This window comes from Cupriavidus sp. Met-2 (assembly GCF_049843575.1).
Taxonomy (GTDB): domain Bacteria; phylum Pseudomonadota; class Gammaproteobacteria; order Burkholderiales; family Burkholderiaceae; genus Cupriavidus; species Cupriavidus metallidurans.
The window spans coordinates 1-14,604 of the sequence record NZ_JBBHZL010000009.1; the positions used below are offsets into that span (position 1 = coordinate 1).

Genomic DNA, 14,604 nt, shown 5'->3' on the forward strand with positions numbered 1-14,604 from the left:
TTAGATGACCACACCGCGGAACGCAAGAGGTTTCGTAAAAGAATTTACCTATCTATTAGAATCGCCGCATGACCCTCCAAGAACCGCCCACCTACCTTCCAGAGAAGTTGACCAGCCGCGAGCCCGGCATGCTCGATGCACAGGCGCTTGCTGCCGCGCTTGCCCGGCCTATTGTATTTGTCGATCTGGAAACAACCGGGGCGGACGCGCAGCGAGACCGCATCACCGAAATCGGTGTGGTCGAAGTCGGCCCCGACGGCATTCAGGAATGGGACACGCTGGTCGATCCCCTGACCAGCATCCCACCGTTCGTACAGGGACTGACCGGCATCACCGACGAAATGGTCCGCGGCCAGCCCACCTTTGCATTGATTGCCGAAGCCCTGGCCGAGAAGCTGCAAGGCCGCCTGTTCGTCGCCCACAATGCGCGCTTCGACTATGGGTTTCTGAAGAACGAGTTCCGCCGCGCTGGCGTGACCTTCCGTGCGGACGTACTTTGCACGCTTCGTCTGTCCCGGTCGCTCTTTCCGTCCGTCGAGCGCCATGGCCTGGATGCCCTGATCGCCCGCTTCGGCCTGACGCCGAAGGGTCGGCACCGCGCGCTAGCCGATGCCGAGCTGCTCTGGCAGTTCTGGCAGAAGATTCACGAGATCTATTCGGTCGACCTGGTCGAATCCGCCGTGACGTCGCTGGTCAAGCACGCCAGCCTGCCAGCGGGTCTGGAAGAAACTGCATTGGACGATGTACCGGATCGCCCGGGCGTCTATCTCTTCTATGGCGACGACGACGTGCCGCTCTACGTTGGCAAGAGCATCCATCTGCGCCAGCGCATTCGCGCCCACTTCGCCGGGGATCACAGCAACGCCAGGGAGATGCGGCTGTCCCGCTCCGTGCGTCGCGTCGAGTGGCACGAGACCGGAGGAGAAATCGGCGCACTGCTGAGCGAGGCGCATCTGGTCAAGACACTGCGCCCGCTGCACAACCACCTGCTGCGCCAGAACACCGAGCTGTTCTCCTGGGAAATGCTCGACGGGCTGCCTGCGCCGCGCCTGCGTTCGGATCGTCACGTCGATTTCAGTCGACACGCCGCACTATATGGTGCATTTCCGAGCCGGGCCTCCGCGCAAGCGCGCCTGCGATCGCTGGCGGATGAACACCGGCTTTGCCTGGCGACGCTGATGCTCGAAGGCACCACCCGCCGGGGCAGCCCTTGTTTCGCGCGGCAGTTGCACCGATGCGCGGGCGCCTGCACCGGGGAGGAATCCCAGACGGCCCATCGGGAACGCACCGTGGAAGCAATGGCTTCCATGGCCATCCAGCGCTGGCCGTTTGCAGGAGCAATTGCCTGGCGTGAAGCTTCCGGCGATCGTTTCCCCTGGCACATCATCGAAGACTGGTGCTACCTGGGCTCGGCCCCCACGCTTGAGGACGCCGCCCGGCAATTGGTCGCGCCGGCCCGCTTCGACATCGATACCTACCAGATCCTGGCCCCGCGGATCGAGGAGTTGAAGGCCAGCGCCGTACCCCTGTTATCTACACGCGAGTTCGTGCTGACGCCGCCGGTCCTCCCGGAGCCCAGAGCGGCCCGCGTGCCTCGCACGGCGGGAAAGCATACGGCAAACGCCTCGGAGCACAGTCAGACGCCGGGGCTCTTCAGCTAAAACAGCCGAACGGGCTGGCGAACGGTGCGGCAGCACGCATAAATGCACTGGCAGCCGGCGCCTGGCTCGCCTAGTCTCCGAGGGGAGGACTGCCGCCCCTGATGGAGTCTCCATGCCTGCACCACCCCGACGCTCCCCTGGCCGCACCGGCATGATCGCCGCTGCCGCGATCGCGCTGACCACCGCCTGCGCCAATCTGGAGGCGGGCACCATGCAACGGATCTTCGAATCCTGGAAAGGGGCGCCGGTCGAGCAAGCCAAGGCGCAGTGGGGGCCGCCACAGACCGTACAGGCCGCTCCGGACGGCACGGCCTATGTCTGGACCGATGAAATGCCCACCGCCCACCCACCGGGCAGCGGTCCACGCGACGCGCAACTCGAGCCGCCTCCCACGGTCGCGTATTGCCAGCGCAAGCTCATCGCCGGCGCGGACGGCAAGATCAGCCGTGGCGAGTGGAGCGGGAGTGCCTGTTGTGCCCAGACTCTGATAGGTCAGTGCGCAGGACTGGCAAGGAAACCCTCCGCTACCAGCAACAGTTGACCCGCCGTCGGCGCATCAGCGCACGCTCTGGGCGCCAACAGGCACCACCCGCCTCACTCGAGCACGAGTCCCCGCGTGCGCACCAGCGTGCCCCACTTCTTCACCTCGCTATCGATAAATGCGGCGAAATCGGCGCTGCTACCAGGCTCGGGTTGCAGGCCGAGCGCGAGAAGCTTTTGCCGAACCTGCGCATCACTCAATGCCTGACTGGCATCCTGATTGAGTTGTCGCACGATGGGCGCAGGCGTACCTGCCGGCGCGACGATGCCGAACCAGCCATAGCCGACCACGCCCGGCACACCTTGTTCCGCGAAGGTGGGCGCATCCTGATAGACCGGCGTGCGCTGTTCCGCCGCCACGGCGATCACGCGCAGCTTGCCCGCCTGAATAAAAGGCAGCGCCGTGGTGATGGCGGTCAGCGTTGCGTCGACGCGCCCGGCCAGCAGTTCCGTGTAGGCCGTCGCATCGCCCCGGTAGTGCACGTTCACCACCTTGAACCCGGCCTGCGATGCGAACAGTTCCGCCGTCAGGTGCGGCCCCGAGCCGATACCCGGCGACGCGAAGTTCACCCCGTCTGGCTTCTGCTTCGCCAGCTTGACGAAATCCGCCACGGTCTTCACCGAAGAGTTCGCGTTGACGATCAGGAAAAGCGGCCCCAGCACGCGAGGGCCCACGGCGACGAAATCCTTGTGGATATCGAAACGTTGTGACAAGCCTGCGCCGGTATTGATTGCGAACGGTGCGGCCGCCCACAGCAGCGTGTAGCCATCCGCCGCCGCGTGGGCCACGGATTCGCTCGCCACGCGCGTGCCGGCGCCCGGCTTGTTCTCGACCACCACCTGCTGGCCATACTTGCGGCTCAACACCTCGGCCAGAATTCGCGCCGACGTATCGTTCGACCCGCCCGGCCCGTAGGGCGACACAAAGCGCACCGCCTTGCTCGGATACGCGTTCCCGAAGGCTGGCGGCACCAGGCCAGCCAGCGCCATCGCGCCGAGCAGGCGGCGGCGTGTCAATTGCGAAGGGTTCATGCTGGCACCTCCAACAGCTGGATGGCGGGGTAGCGATAGGTTCGGTTCAGGTGCGAGGGCTGCGGCACGTACAACCGCAGCGCGACGTAGAACGGTCCGGGCGGCGCGGGCAGCCAGTTGCCCCGCAGCGCTTCGTCACGCGGTGGCGTTGCGGAAAGGTAGAGGCTCAGGCTGCCGTCCGCGCCACGGGTCAGTGATGGCGAGCGATCGCCCAGTGAGTACCGCGAGATATCGTTCGGCACCAGCATGCAATCGCCTTTGTCGTACATCGTCAGTGACCAGAATGCGCCGACATCGGGCAGGTTGTCGGCGGCGAAATCGAGCCGGTACGCGTGCCGGCCGTCGAGCGGTTCGCCGTCGCCACCACGGTCGGCCATGACATACATGGCCTCCTGCACGCCCAACGCGCCGATGTAGTTCCTGGCCACCAGTGCCCGCTGCAGGTAATTGCTACCGAAGGACTCACGCACATCCACCGACATTGCCCAACCGCCGCCCATGTCCGACGGCTGCGGCTCGGCAAGATCCGCCAGCACGCCACGCAGGGCGGCGTCGAGCAGGTCGATCTGCTGTGGCGTCGGCACGATGCCATGGCCAATGCCAACCTCTGCAAAGGCTGCGATCTCGGCGGCCTCCGCACCCAGCGGCGGGTTTTCTCCCACCACGCGATTCACCACCTCGGCAAAGCGTCGCGCGTCGCCCAGATGCTCCTCGGGTTGCATCGCAACGTCGAATGCGAACGCCGCCAGCGAGCCGTCCAGTTGCCGCAGCGCGATGGCATCCTGCAGCGCGTGCACCACGGGCAGGTCGGCTTCGCCGTCTACGAGCAGACGGCCGATCATCCATACCGCATTCGTCGGACATGCCACAGCCCGCATCCCCGCAGGTACCGTGCCGTGCCAGTCCGGCCCGTGCAACAGGAAACGACCCGCACTCGTGCCGGTCGTGCGGCTGCCGATGTAGCCAAACGGATTTGTATAGAAATCGAGCAGCCCCAGCACGTAATAGCGCCCGTTGAAATCCGGCACTTCCAGCACCACCGGGCCGCGCGACAAATCGATCCATGCATTGGTGTAGAGCGTGTCGTTGTTCGGCGTCACCACTTGTCGGTGCTGCGGGCCAAGCAACTGGCGAGGGCGAATCACGTGGTTGACCCAGCGTAGCGTCGATTCGGGCCCGTCTCCGGCGAACCTTCCAGTGTGATCGCGTCGCGGGCAGGTGGCGGCGCGCATGCGTGCCATCTCGTAAAGCGGCAGCGTGTGGATCACGGCATCGCGCGCGCGTTGCTGTGCGGTGTTCTCTTGTTGCGTCATGTCTCGTTGTCTCCTGTCGTTCTCTAATGATGTGCTTGCTCAGCCGACGCGGCGCACGGCAGGAATCGTGTACTGCCCGGCCCGGAACGCTTCGGAAGGATGGTAGAGGCGCAGGATCAGATAGAAGTGGCTCGACGGCGCGGGCAGCCAGTTGGCGTCTTCCGCCGGTCGGGCATGGCCGATGGGGATCACCAGCGTGCCGTCCGGCTCCTTGCGCAGTCCGGGCGTGCGATCGCCCACGGCGTAGCGCCCCAGTTCGTTGGCCGTGAAAAAGCGGTCCTCGCCATAGAGCGAGACGGACCAGAATGCATCGGCCGGCGGCAGCATGGCAGGCGGAAAGCGCAGTTCGTATGCCTGGTTGCCGTGGAGCCGTTCGCCATCGGCATCGAAATCGGCCATGGCGTACACCGCTTCATCGGCGCGCAAGGCACCCAGCCCCTTCATCGCCGTGCAGGCGCGCAGCAGCCAGTCATCGCCATAGGTGCCCAGTCGCAGGCTGTAGCCCCACGCCTTGTGTCCCTGGCTGCGGGTATGCGCTTCGATCAGCACCATGGCTTGCGCGTAGGCGCTGCGCAGGCCGTTGACGATCGACGGGCGCATCGAGCCGATGTCCAGATCATCCTCGAGGCGCAGCCCGACCTTGCGCAGCAAGGTGAACAGCCCCAGTTCCTGCTGCGTGGGCGGGAAATCGCGCATGGCGCGATAGAGATTCTGGAAGAAGTCGACGGCTTCGTCGTCGCTTTCCTGCCACTGGGCCACGCTCGGCGGCTGCGCCGGGCCTGCGCTCTTCACCATCTGGAAGCCCTGTTCGAACGCATAGGCACGCGCGAGGTCATCGGCGCCGGTCACGAGGACCCGCCCGATGATCCAGACGAGCGATGTCGGCGACTCCACGGTCTGTCCGCCGCTGCCGCGCTGGCCGGGGCCGACGATCTCGATATCGGCGCCCTCCTTTGGTACGTTGCGCGGCCCTAGGTTGGCGAAGTTGTTCGTGTGCGCGTCCAGCAGTTCTATCACGTAGTAGCGGTCCGCATCCGGCAATGCGGGCACGCGAATCGTTGCCGGACCATCTGCCAGGTTCAGCCAGCCGCAGAAGTACAGAAGGTCATTGGCCGGTGTGACGATGTCCCTGTCTTCGTGGGTCCATTGCCGTGCGCTGGCGGACAGCATGTTCATCGGGGCGCGGCCATAGCGCGTGGGCGCATCGACAGAAGTCTGCAGGCGGCAGGTGCGCAGCGTTTCGATCAGCGGATAGCCATAAATCACCAGTGGAAGCGCCGCGGCGGCAACCATTGCCTCCTGCGGGCTGGTGTGGACGGGCGCGGGGAACATTGGGGAAGCAGGATGGTTCATGGGATTCTCACGGTTGAACGTTCTGGATCATTCGAGCGCGGCGCCACTCGACTTCACAAGTGCTGCCCAGGTGCGGGTGTCTTCACGCATCTGGTTGGTGAACTGCGCGCGGGAAACCGGCGCGTAGCGCATGCCCAGGCTGGCGATCTGCGCCTGCAGCCCGCTGTCCTGCATGGCTTCCTGCATTGCGCGGGCGAGCTGTTCGACGATCGGCGCCGGTGTGCGGGACGGCGCGAACAACGCGAACCAGCTGTCGAGCCGGAACCCGACGCCGCTCTCGGCAAACGTCGGCACATCGGGCAATGCCACCGAGCGCTCCGATCCAGACACGGCCAGCGCCCGCACCTTACCGCTGCGGATCAGCGGCAAGGTGCCCGCCAGGTCCGACATCGCCACGGGTAGCGTCCCGCCCATGACATCGGTCAGCATCGGCGCCACGCCCTTGTACGGGATATGACGCAGATGGATGCCAGTGGAGACGTTCAGGCTTTCACCAGCCAGATGGCCACCGGAACCCTGCCCCCAGGACCCGTAGGTCAGATCGGCATTAGGTTGCTTCGCCATGGCGATCAGCGCGCGCAGGTCATGGGCAGGGAAGCTCGGATTCGCCACCAGCACGTTGCCGCCAATGGCGATACGGCCGATCGGCACGAAATCGCGCAACGGGTCGTACGGCAGCTTGGGAAAGATAGACGGCGCAATGGCGTGCGTGGCGGAGATCCCGAGCACGAGCGTGTAACCATCCGGTGCGGCACGTGCCACTTGAGCCGTGCCGATCGTGCCCGTGGCGCCCACCACGTTGTCCACCACGACCGTGGTCTTGAGCGTGTTGGACAATCTCGCCGCCAGCATCCGACCGATCACATCAGTACCGCCACCCGCGGGGAATGGCACCACGAGCCGGATTGGCCTGTCTGGATAGACTCGCGCAGCATTGACGGCGCCCGTCGTCATGCACACGCCCGCCAGCACCAGCGTCATGCCGAGCAGCGCCCTGCGAAGCTTCGATCGCATAACCTGTCTCCTGTCTTTGTTATGAGTGGTTGTTCGTGTCGATCAGCGCAGCGTGATCACCGCATCGGCTGCAACCAGCCCGTCCGCGCTCACGATGAACGGGTTGATTTCCAGTGTGTCCAGCCGCTCGCCGATGGCATCCGCGGCACGCGACACGTTCACGATGACATCGGCCACCGCATCGAGATCGAGCGGGGGATGTCCCCGATGGCCGGCGCACAACGCGGCGGCGCGACTCTGCGTCAGCATGGCCCGCGCGCGTTCGCGTGAAACGGGTGCCAGTCCGAAGGACATCTGGCGGAAGATCTCGACGGCCGTGCCGCCGATACCGGCCAGCGCAACCAGCCCGAACACCGGGTCGCGCCGCACGCCAACCATGATTTCGCCCCAGCCGCGCACCATGCGAGCAACCAGCGCGCCATCGAACCTTGCGGTGCCGGCAGCACGACGCACACGCTCGAACGCGGCGCGCACCGCGTCGGCGTCAGACAGGTTGAGCACCACCCCACCCACATCGCTCTTGTGCAAGATGTCGGGCGAGCAAAGCTTCACGACTACCGGATAACCGATCGACTCCGCCACGCGTACCGCTTCGTCGGCATCGCGAGCCAGACCGTGCGGTGCCACGGGAACGCCAGCCTGCAACAGCAGTGCCATCGCGTCGGCTTCAGACAGCGCCTTTGCGTCGGCTGGCAGTTCGGGCACGGACAGCAGCTGCGCCGGGGCGACCGGGGATTGCGCGGATTCGGTCATCGCGGCAGCCTTGGCAAGCGCGGCCACCGCCTCGATGGTGTGCGCCGGCTCGCGGAACACCAGGCAGCCGCGCGCCTCGAGCCATGCGCGCTTTTCGTCGGAGATCACGCCGGCAATCGTCAGCGGCGCGGCTTGCGGATCGCTCGCCAGATCATCAACGGTTTGCTCCAGCAAGCTCCACACCCTCGGCGCGTTCCCGCCACCGGCCAGAAACGCCGCCACACTGCCATATGCGCCGCTGCGTGCCACACCTGCCAGCGCGTCAGCAAGCACTTTTGGCTGCGCGACGACCTGTCCGGTCACGTCGATCGGATTCGAGGTGCTGGCAAACGGCACAGCCTCGCGCAGCGCCGCGGCCGCGGCATCGGGCATCGGTGGCAGGGGCAGCCCTTGCGACTCGGCGCTATCGGCCATCATGATGCCAACGCCACCAGAAACGGTCACGATCGCCACCGGCGCCACGGCGTCCGCCGCCATGCCCGTGGGCGAATGCCAGCGTGCCGGTCGCCTGCCTCGCGCCAGCGTGTAGCCAAGACGGAAGAATGCTTCCAGGGTATGCGCGCGATGCACGCCGTATTCGTCAAACACGGCCTGGTACACGGCGTCCTCGCCGGCCAGGCTGGCCGTATGCGATTGCGCGGCGCTGGCGCCGGCGGCCGTGGTACCGACCTTGGCGATTACCACCGGCTTACCTGCCGCGCGGGCCGCCGCCAGCGCCTGGCGCAGGCGCATCCCGTCGCGCGCACCCTCGATATAGGCCAGGATCACCTGCGTCTGCGGGTCATGCGCGAGCCATTCGATGACATCGGCCACCTGCAGACCCGCCTCGTTGCCCGTGGTGACCCAGTGGCTCAAACCCAAACCCGCCTCGCGCGCCAACGCGAATGCGTAGGCACCGAATGCACCGCTCTGGCTGACAAGCCCCACGCCGCCAACTGGCGGCACGCCTGTCAGCGGAATCGGCGAGAACGTGGCGAACATGCGCTCGCCGAGGTTCATCGCGCCCAAGCAGTTCGGCCCGAGGAGCTGCACCCCATGCGTCTTTGCCTGCGTGGCCAGCGCGTGCTGCAACCCGCTGCCGTGGGCGACCTCGGCAAAGCCCGAGGTAAAGACTACCGCGGCACGCGTTCCCGCGCGGCCGAGCTGCGCCATCACGTCGGGCGCGGCCGGCGCCGGGACGGCGACGATCGCCAGGTCCACGGGCTCGCCAATGGCTTCGACCGTCGGAAACGCGCGCAGGCCCTGCACGGTGTCGGCCCCGGGGTTCACCGGGAACACGCGGCCGGCGTAGCCGAGTTCGCCCAACAGGCGAATCGGCATGCCGCCGACTTTCTCTGGTTGCGTCGACGCGCCGATCACCGCGATCGAACGCGGGCGCAGCAAGGGTTGCAGATCCTGCATGTTGTCTCCGTTGATGACGCGCGCGATACGTGCCGCGACGCGTTCAGCCTGGCGGGAAGGTCCGGTCCCGCCTACCGGCGGCCTAGCGCCCCACGCCAGCCATGTTTTCTATTGATCGCACCATCTCGCGCAGCAGCGGTGCCACACGCTTCTCCATCGAGCCCCGCTTGACGCGCATCCCGGGGATGGCGCAGTTGAACAGCAGCGGCCGATTCATGTACACCACGCGCGAATACACCCCCACGCCATGTACATCCGCTCCCGCATCACCTTCGTTGAGCGTGAATCCGCGCTTCGGATAGTGGGCAATGCAGTGGCACAAGGTGTCGTAACAGGCGGCGTACTCCTCGGGCCGCTCTGCGCGCGCCGTGGTCATCAGTTTCTCGAATTCGGTCTTCGACAGCGTGCACAGGTACGCGCGCCCCATCGCGGTCGTCAGCACCGACCGCACCGCGCCAATCGCCGGCCGCGCCGGCGTGCCTTCCATGTGCGTGCACGATTCCAGGTAAGTCACGTCGAGCTGGTAGGCCACGCCCATCGACACCGCGCCTTCGACCTGATTGGCCAGCGCCTGCATCAGCGGTCGCGCCAGGTGGCGGACCTGCAGGCCAGCCATGTAGGGATAGCCCAGCGCCAGCACCTGGGCGCTGACGAAGTACTTGTCCAGCTTCGGTTCCCAGTCGAGGTAGCCGAGTTCGAACAACGTGCGGCAGATGCGCGATACCGTGGCCCGCGGCAACTGCAGCCGCTGCGCCAGTTCTCCGTTGCCCAATGGGCGAGGGTCGTCGATGAAGCAGCGAAGCAGCGCGAAACCCTTGGCCAACAGCCCGCCGAACGAAGGATCTTCGCGGCGGCGCTCGGCAATGAATTGTTCGACTGGCGTGTTCATTTGCATCTTGTCTCCTGTTGTCCAGTGTGGTCGGCGACGTCGTCGTATGTCAAAAGGCGGAATGAATTTCCAAATATTGGAAATCGTAATCCCTATCTTGACGGTGCACGTTGGCGGCACATAAGGTTCAAAACCGAATGCGAATTCGAATACGGAAATCTGCCATGCAAAGCCCCATTACGAGTGCGCCATCCACCTCTTCCCCCTTCCCAAGGGTAGACACGACGTCGATCCTGCAACCGCCGCGACAGCGCCGCGCACGCGAGACCGAGCAGGCCTTGCTTGCCGCCGGCCGCAAGCTGCTGGCCGAACGTGACTTCGCAGCGGTATCGGTCGCGCAGATCTCGGCGGCCTGCCAGGTTTCCGTCGGGGCGTTCTACGGGCGCTTTCGCGACAAGATGGCGTTCTTCGACGCGCTGCGCACGCTGGTGATGGAAGAGTCAGACGCCTCGGTGGCCCGCTACATGGCCGAACATCGCTGGGGCGAAGTACCGGCGCGGCAGATCGTCGAGAAGACCATGCGCTTCCTGGTCAATGGCTGCCACAACAATCGCGGCGTGATTCGCGCGTCGCTCAAGCATTCGTCCACGCGCCCGGAGGAATGGCTGCCGCACCAGAAGAACGGCGAGGAAATCGTCGAACGGCTGGTGGCGCTGCTTACCCCCCGGCTGCCGGGCCCGGCCGAAGCCAACGAAGTCCGCGTGCGTTTCGCCATGCAGATGGTGTTCGGCCTGCTGGTCAATGCCGTGCTCAACAATCCGGGCCCGCTCCGGCTCGACGACGAGCGCCTGTCCGGCGAGATGACGCGCATGGTCGCCTGCTATCTCGGGCTGGAAAACTGACACGCCAGCCTCCAAAGGTTTTTCCCTCGCTTCACCCAATCCACCGCCCGCAGCAGCCGCAACCATAGCGGTATGTCCCGACAGGGACCGGGCATCAAAACGAGGAGACACACCATGAAGCAAACCATTCCGCCACGACGACGATGGGTCATGCGCGCCGCATGCGCCGCTGTGGCGCTGCTGCCGCTGGCTACGTTCGCGCAAGGGGACTATCCGTCCAAGCCGATCCGGATGATCGTGCCGTATCCGGCCGGCGGATTGACTGACACAGTGGCCCGGCAACTGGCCGAAGGCCTTGGCAAGCGCCTTGGGCAGCCGGTGGTGGTCGAAAACCGGGGTGGCGCGGGCGGCATCATCGGCACGGACTTTGTCGCCAAGTCGCCGGCTGACGGCTACACACTGCTGATGACGATTCCGGGTCCGATCACGGCCAATATCGCGCTGTACAAGAAGCTCCCATACGACCCCCGTACCGAACTGCGGCCCATCTCCGACGTGGCCATGGCCCGCACGGTGCTGACCGTCAATTCGGCCGTGCCGGTGAAGACCGTGACCGAGCTGATTGCCTACGCGAAGAAGGAACCGGGCAAGCTGCGCATGGGCTCCTGGGGTCCGGGCACGCAACCGCACACGATCCAGGCGTACATGGACAAGACCTACGGGGTCGATATCCTGCACGTTCCCTATCGCGGCGAAGGGCCGATGGTGACCGACTTGCTCGCCGGACAGGTCAACCTGACGATCGGATCCGTGACCACGCTGCGCCAGTACATTGCGGTCGGCAAGCTCCGACCGCTGGCCGTGGCGGGCACCACCCGCGCGAAGGCATTGCCGGATGTGCCGACGTTCACGGAGGCCGGCTACAGCGATGCCGCCTACAAGATCGTTGGCCCGACCACGCTGCTGGCGCCGGCAAAGACACCGGATGCGATCATCGAACGGCTGGGCCGCGAGGTCAGCGCGCTGGTGAAGTCACCAGAACTGAGCGCGAAGATCGACGAATTGGGCGCAGAACCGATCGGCAACACGCCGGCTGAAGCCGAGCGCGCGTACAAGGCCTATCTGCCAGTGGTGCTCAAACTGACGGCGGATACTGGTGTGACGCTCGACTGACCTGTTCTGACCTGAACGGGTCGGGTCGGGTCGGACCTGACTGCCGGCCCCGTTCTGGCAGCGCAGCGAAATCTGGCGAAATGCAGCAAAAAGATGGCCGACATGAATTTCGGCGAGGCTTGCTAGGCTCGCCAGTCGGCCCCATCTAGAATCGCTGCAACGCAGACTCTTTCGGGCGCGTCGCCGCCCGCACTTCATGGCAACGCTATTTCTGGTCCGCCACGGACAAGCCTCGTTCGGGGCCGCCAACTACGACTGCCTGTCCGATACGGGCCGCCAGCAGTCACGCTGGCTGGGCGAGTATTTTCGCGACCGCGGTGTGCAGTTTCGCCGCGTGGTGGCTGGCACACTCGTGCGCCAGCAGGACACGGCCAGCGAGATCCTGGCCGGCATGGGCATCAGTGACTTGCCTGTGGCATCGCACCCAGGCCTGAATGAATACGACGGCGAGTCGCTGTACCGCAGCTTCACCAACGGCGCGGATCATCGCGCCCATCAGAATGGGGACTACCAGGATTACTGGCGCACGTTCCGCGCCGCATTCGCGGCCTGGACGCAGGATCAGCTGACCGGCATGCCGGAAACCTGGGGCGAGTTTGGACAGCGAATGCAGGCCGCTCTCGCCCATGCGACCGAAGGCGCCTCGCGGGAGGACGCATTGCTGGTGGTCAGCTCGGGCGGCGCCATTGGCCGCGCGGTGGCCGACCTGCTCGGCGCGCCGACGCAGACCGCGATCGAACTGAACCTGCAGTTCCGCAACACCGGCTTCTGCGAGTTGATCGTCGGACGCGGCACGCAGCGCCTGCTGAGCTTCAACAACGTGCCGCACCTGGAACTGCCGGAGCGGCGTCCCGCGATCACCTTCGCGTGAACACCGGCCCCGGACGGGGCCGATCCCTTACCGCTGAGACAGCGCCAGCCTGCCGGCGAGCGCCAGGAACACACTTCCGGCGAACCAGTTCACCGCGCGTTGCATCCGCGCGGAGCGCATCAGCACGCGGCCGAACGCGCCCGAAAACCAGGCGATCGAGCCGAATACCAGCAGCGTGGCAAGGATGAACACGAAGCCAAGCACCATGATCTGAGGGGCCACCGGGCCCCGATCCGGGCTGACGAACTGCGGCAGGAATGCCAGGAAGAAGATCACGACCTTGGGGTTGGTCAGGTTCATGATCACCCCGCGCAGGTACATGTGCTTGCCGGTCTTCACCTGCATCTGGGAAGACGACAGCTCGCCCACGGGAGCGCGGAACGCCTGCCACGCCAGATAGACGAGATACAGCGCGCCAGCGATCTTCAACACGGTGAACGCCACCGTCGATGCCGCCAGCAACGCAGCCAGGCCCACGGCCACCACCGCCGTGTGAACCAGCAGTCCCGTGCAAAGCCCCAACACCACGGTCAGGCCGGCGCGCGTGCCATGCATCGCTGACAGCAACAACACGAAAATATTGTCAGGTCCCGGCGCGAGGCTGAGCAGGACTGCGATGCCGAGAAACGGCAGCAGCGTATCGAAGGGCGGCATGAACGGCTCCGAAGGATGGAGCGGTCATGGTAACGATGTTCAGACCAGCTCTGCAATTGCCGCCGCGCGGATCGCCTCGGCCTTGGTCTTCAGGCGCAGGGCGATGTCGGCGCCGCGCTCGCTGGCCACGCGGTTGATGAACGCCATGCGAAGCGGCTCGCAGAGCGTGGCGACATGCGACGCTTCGCAGAACACCTTCCATGCCATCGGCTGGCCCGCGTACTCGTCGCGGCGGCGCAGCATGGCAGCGTCGATGGCCTCGGCAATGGCGGCATCGTGCACGATCACGGCATCGGCTTGAGCAAAGGTGTTCTGGAACATGGCGATCTCCTGTTTGACGTCGGGACGCTGTGTTTGAAGCGCGTCTGCGCTCTCCTTTCCGCAAACCACGTGCCAATCTCCGGCCCGACCGGGTAGATGCGAACCCGCGTTTCAATCGCCCCGCCTGGACGCCGCGCGAAATGGACGTTCCGGGTTTCGCCACCCTACTTCAGTCGGGCGGTCGATGCCCCTCCCGTGATCCCCGTCTGGCCGCTGTTCCAACGAAAAAGGCGTTACGGGTTACGTAACGCCTTGTTCGGAACGCGTGACACCGGTCATGCGCGGGCGCCGTCCAGGTACGGGTCGAATGACCGGGCCGGCTCTGCCGACACACCGGCCTTATCCAGCCCTGCCACCTTGCGGGCGCCATCGGTGAATGCGTCGAACTTCCCAGCGCGGGCGCCATCGGTGAACGTGTCGTGCGTGCGGAATTCGTAGCCATACTTGTCTGCCGGCACCCGGGTCCCCGCGGACTCGCCGGTGCGGAATTCATAGCCATACTTGTCGGCAGGTACCGTGCCTGCCTGGGCCGCGCCAAGGGCTGCAAGCGAAAGCACGAGGGAGGAAGCGAGCTTGAGGGCGATGGTCCGGGTCATGATTCTCTCCAAATATGTGAATTTGTTTAGCTGTTTTGAATCCTGCCGAACGCTCGCTTTCTTGTTTGTCGCGCCGTCCATGTGCAGAACTATAGAATTCGACGCCAAGACGGATGCAGCCAGTTTCCGGACAAATTGATCAAATATTTTGAATAAAAAGCGGGCGCCACGCGATGCGCCCGACACCCCACTCGCACACGTGCATCGCGTGCCGATGCGCTACAGTGACGCGCATACAGGTGCTCCTATCG

14 protein-coding genes are annotated in these 14,604 nt (G+C 65.3%); 5 read left to right on the forward strand and 9 right to left on the reverse strand.

The features are described 5' to 3' along the window. The first annotated feature begins 68 nt into the window (after nucleotides 1-68). Entirely contained in the window at nucleotides 69-1,661 is a 1,593-nt protein-coding gene (locus WD006_RS18855) for a 3'-5' exonuclease family protein (protein ID WP_029308895.1), read from the forward strand. Nucleotides 1,662-1,773: 112 nt separating this feature from the next. Further along, the gene (locus WD006_RS18860) at nucleotides 1,774-2,202 is read left to right on the forward strand and encodes a hypothetical protein (protein ID WP_011518436.1); all 429 of its coding nucleotides are present in this window, start codon (nucleotides 1,774-1,776) and stop codon (nucleotides 2,200-2,202) included. Between the two features lie 53 nt (nucleotides 2,203-2,255). Here WD006_RS18860 and WD006_RS18865 read toward each other — a convergent pair whose 3' ends face one another. The 6 genes from WD006_RS18865 to WD006_RS18890 all read right to left on the reverse strand — a co-directional run bounded on the left by WD006_RS18865 (nucleotide 2,256) and on the right by WD006_RS18890 (nucleotide 9,956). Beyond that, nucleotides 2,256-3,233, reverse strand: a complete 978-nt coding sequence (locus WD006_RS18865) for a Bug family tripartite tricarboxylate transporter substrate binding protein (protein ID WP_029308894.1) — start codon at nucleotides 3,231-3,233, stop codon at nucleotides 2,256-2,258. After that, nucleotides 3,230-4,546: a DUF1254 domain-containing protein gene (locus tag WD006_RS18870; RefSeq protein ID WP_029308893.1), complete on the reverse strand. Its 1,317-nt coding sequence runs from the start codon at nucleotides 4,544-4,546 to the stop codon at nucleotides 3,230-3,232. The genes WD006_RS18865 and WD006_RS18870 overlap by 4 nt, the downstream gene beginning before the upstream one ends. 39 nt (nucleotides 4,547-4,585) lie before the next feature. Beyond that, nucleotides 4,586-5,899: a DUF1254 domain-containing protein gene (locus tag WD006_RS18875; protein ID WP_029308892.1), complete on the reverse strand. Its 1,314-nt coding sequence runs from the start codon at nucleotides 5,897-5,899 to the stop codon at nucleotides 4,586-4,588. Nucleotides 5,900-5,926: 27 nt separating this feature from the next. Continuing rightward, nucleotides 5,927-6,913 carry a Bug family tripartite tricarboxylate transporter substrate binding protein gene (locus WD006_RS18880; RefSeq protein WP_029308891.1) on the reverse strand — a complete coding sequence of 329 codons (987 nt, stop codon included), beginning with the start codon at nucleotides 6,911-6,913 and terminating at the stop codon, nucleotides 5,927-5,929. Nucleotides 6,914-6,955: 42 nt separating this feature from the next. Beyond that, nucleotides 6,956-9,067, reverse strand: coding sequence for an acetate--CoA ligase family protein (locus tag WD006_RS18885; RefSeq protein ID WP_375199013.1), 2,112 nt, complete (start codon nucleotides 9,065-9,067; stop codon nucleotides 6,956-6,958). An 82-nt stretch (nucleotides 9,068-9,149) separates the two neighbouring features. Continuing rightward, nucleotides 9,150-9,956: an IclR family transcriptional regulator gene (locus tag WD006_RS18890; RefSeq protein WP_008647034.1), complete on the reverse strand. Its 807-nt coding sequence runs from the start codon at nucleotides 9,954-9,956 to the stop codon at nucleotides 9,150-9,152. 164 nt (nucleotides 9,957-10,120) lie between these two features. On the opposite strand from WD006_RS18890, the gene WD006_RS18895 reads away from it, so the two are divergent. The 3 genes from WD006_RS18895 (at nucleotide 10,121) to WD006_RS18905 (ending at nucleotide 12,782) form a co-directional block, all read left to right on the forward strand. Beyond that, nucleotides 10,121-10,798 carry a TetR/AcrR family transcriptional regulator gene (locus WD006_RS18895; RefSeq protein ID WP_029308888.1) on the forward strand — a complete coding sequence of 226 codons (678 nt, stop codon included), beginning with the start codon at nucleotides 10,121-10,123 and terminating at the stop codon, nucleotides 10,796-10,798. A 114-nt stretch (nucleotides 10,799-10,912) separates the two neighbouring features. After that, nucleotides 10,913-11,911: a Bug family tripartite tricarboxylate transporter substrate binding protein gene (locus WD006_RS18900; RefSeq protein WP_029308887.1), complete on the forward strand. Its 999-nt coding sequence runs from the start codon at nucleotides 10,913-10,915 to the stop codon at nucleotides 11,909-11,911. Between the two features lie 196 nt (nucleotides 11,912-12,107). Then, complete coding sequence (locus WD006_RS18905; protein ID WP_029308886.1) at nucleotides 12,108-12,782, forward strand: histidine phosphatase family protein; 675 nt, start codon at nucleotides 12,108-12,110, stop codon at nucleotides 12,780-12,782. A 27-nt stretch (nucleotides 12,783-12,809) separates the two neighbouring features. Here WD006_RS18905 and WD006_RS18910 read toward each other — a convergent pair whose 3' ends face one another. The 3 genes from WD006_RS18910 to WD006_RS18920 form a co-directional block, all read right to left on the reverse strand. After that, nucleotides 12,810-13,436, reverse strand: coding sequence for a LysE family translocator (locus WD006_RS18910; protein WP_011518426.1), 627 nt, complete (start codon nucleotides 13,434-13,436; stop codon nucleotides 12,810-12,812). A gap of 39 nt (nucleotides 13,437-13,475) precedes the next feature. Further along, nucleotides 13,476-13,757 (reverse strand): DUF7696 family protein, encoded by a 282-nt coding sequence (locus WD006_RS18915; RefSeq protein ID WP_051723276.1) that lies wholly within the window; start codon nucleotides 13,755-13,757, stop codon nucleotides 13,476-13,478. A 275-nt stretch (nucleotides 13,758-14,032) separates the two neighbouring features. Beyond that, nucleotides 14,033-14,353 (reverse strand): hypothetical protein, encoded by a 321-nt coding sequence (locus tag WD006_RS18920; RefSeq protein WP_011518423.1) that lies wholly within the window; start codon nucleotides 14,351-14,353, stop codon nucleotides 14,033-14,035. Nucleotides 14,354-14,604: the final 251 nt, after the last annotated feature.

Excerpts from the sequence above, each read along its gene's own strand:
- WD006_RS18860 (WP_011518436.1), top strand. The coding sequence starts at position 1,774 with ATGCCTGCACCACCCCGACGCTCCCCTGGCCGCACCGGCATGATCGCC.
- WD006_RS18885 (WP_375199013.1), bottom strand. The coding sequence starts at position 9,067 with ATGCAGGATCTGCAACCCTTGCTGCGCCCGCGTTCGATCGCGGTGATC.
- WD006_RS18900 (WP_029308887.1), top strand. The coding sequence starts at position 10,913 with ATGAAGCAAACCATTCCGCCACGACGACGATGGGTCATGCGCGCCGCA.
- WD006_RS18905 (WP_029308886.1), top strand. The coding sequence starts at position 12,108 with ATGGCAACGCTATTTCTGGTCCGCCACGGACAAGCCTCGTTCGGGGCC.
- WD006_RS18865 (WP_029308894.1), bottom strand. The coding sequence starts at position 3,233 with ATGAACCCTTCGCAATTGACACGCCGCCGCCTGCTCGGCGCGATGGCG.
- WD006_RS18870 (WP_029308893.1), bottom strand. The coding sequence starts at position 4,546 with ATGACGCAACAAGAGAACACCGCACAGCAACGCGCGCGCGATGCCGTG.
- WD006_RS18890 (WP_008647034.1), bottom strand. The coding sequence starts at position 9,956 with ATGAACACGCCAGTCGAACAATTCATTGCCGAGCGCCGCCGCGAAGAT.
- WD006_RS18880 (WP_029308891.1), bottom strand. The coding sequence starts at position 6,913 with ATGCGATCGAAGCTTCGCAGGGCGCTGCTCGGCATGACGCTGGTGCTG.
- WD006_RS18920 (WP_011518423.1), bottom strand. The coding sequence starts at position 14,353 with ATGACCCGGACCATCGCCCTCAAGCTCGCTTCCTCCCTCGTGCTTTCG.
- WD006_RS18895 (WP_029308888.1), top strand. The coding sequence starts at position 10,121 with ATGCAAAGCCCCATTACGAGTGCGCCATCCACCTCTTCCCCCTTCCCA.
- WD006_RS18855 (WP_029308895.1), top strand. The coding sequence starts at position 69 with ATGACCCTCCAAGAACCGCCCACCTACCTTCCAGAGAAGTTGACCAGC.
- WD006_RS18915 (WP_051723276.1), bottom strand. The coding sequence starts at position 13,757 with ATGTTCCAGAACACCTTTGCTCAAGCCGATGCCGTGATCGTGCACGAT.
- WD006_RS18910 (WP_011518426.1), bottom strand. The coding sequence starts at position 13,436 with ATGCCGCCCTTCGATACGCTGCTGCCGTTTCTCGGCATCGCAGTCCTG.
- WD006_RS18875 (WP_029308892.1), bottom strand. The coding sequence starts at position 5,899 with ATGAACCATCCTGCTTCCCCAATGTTCCCCGCGCCCGTCCACACCAGC.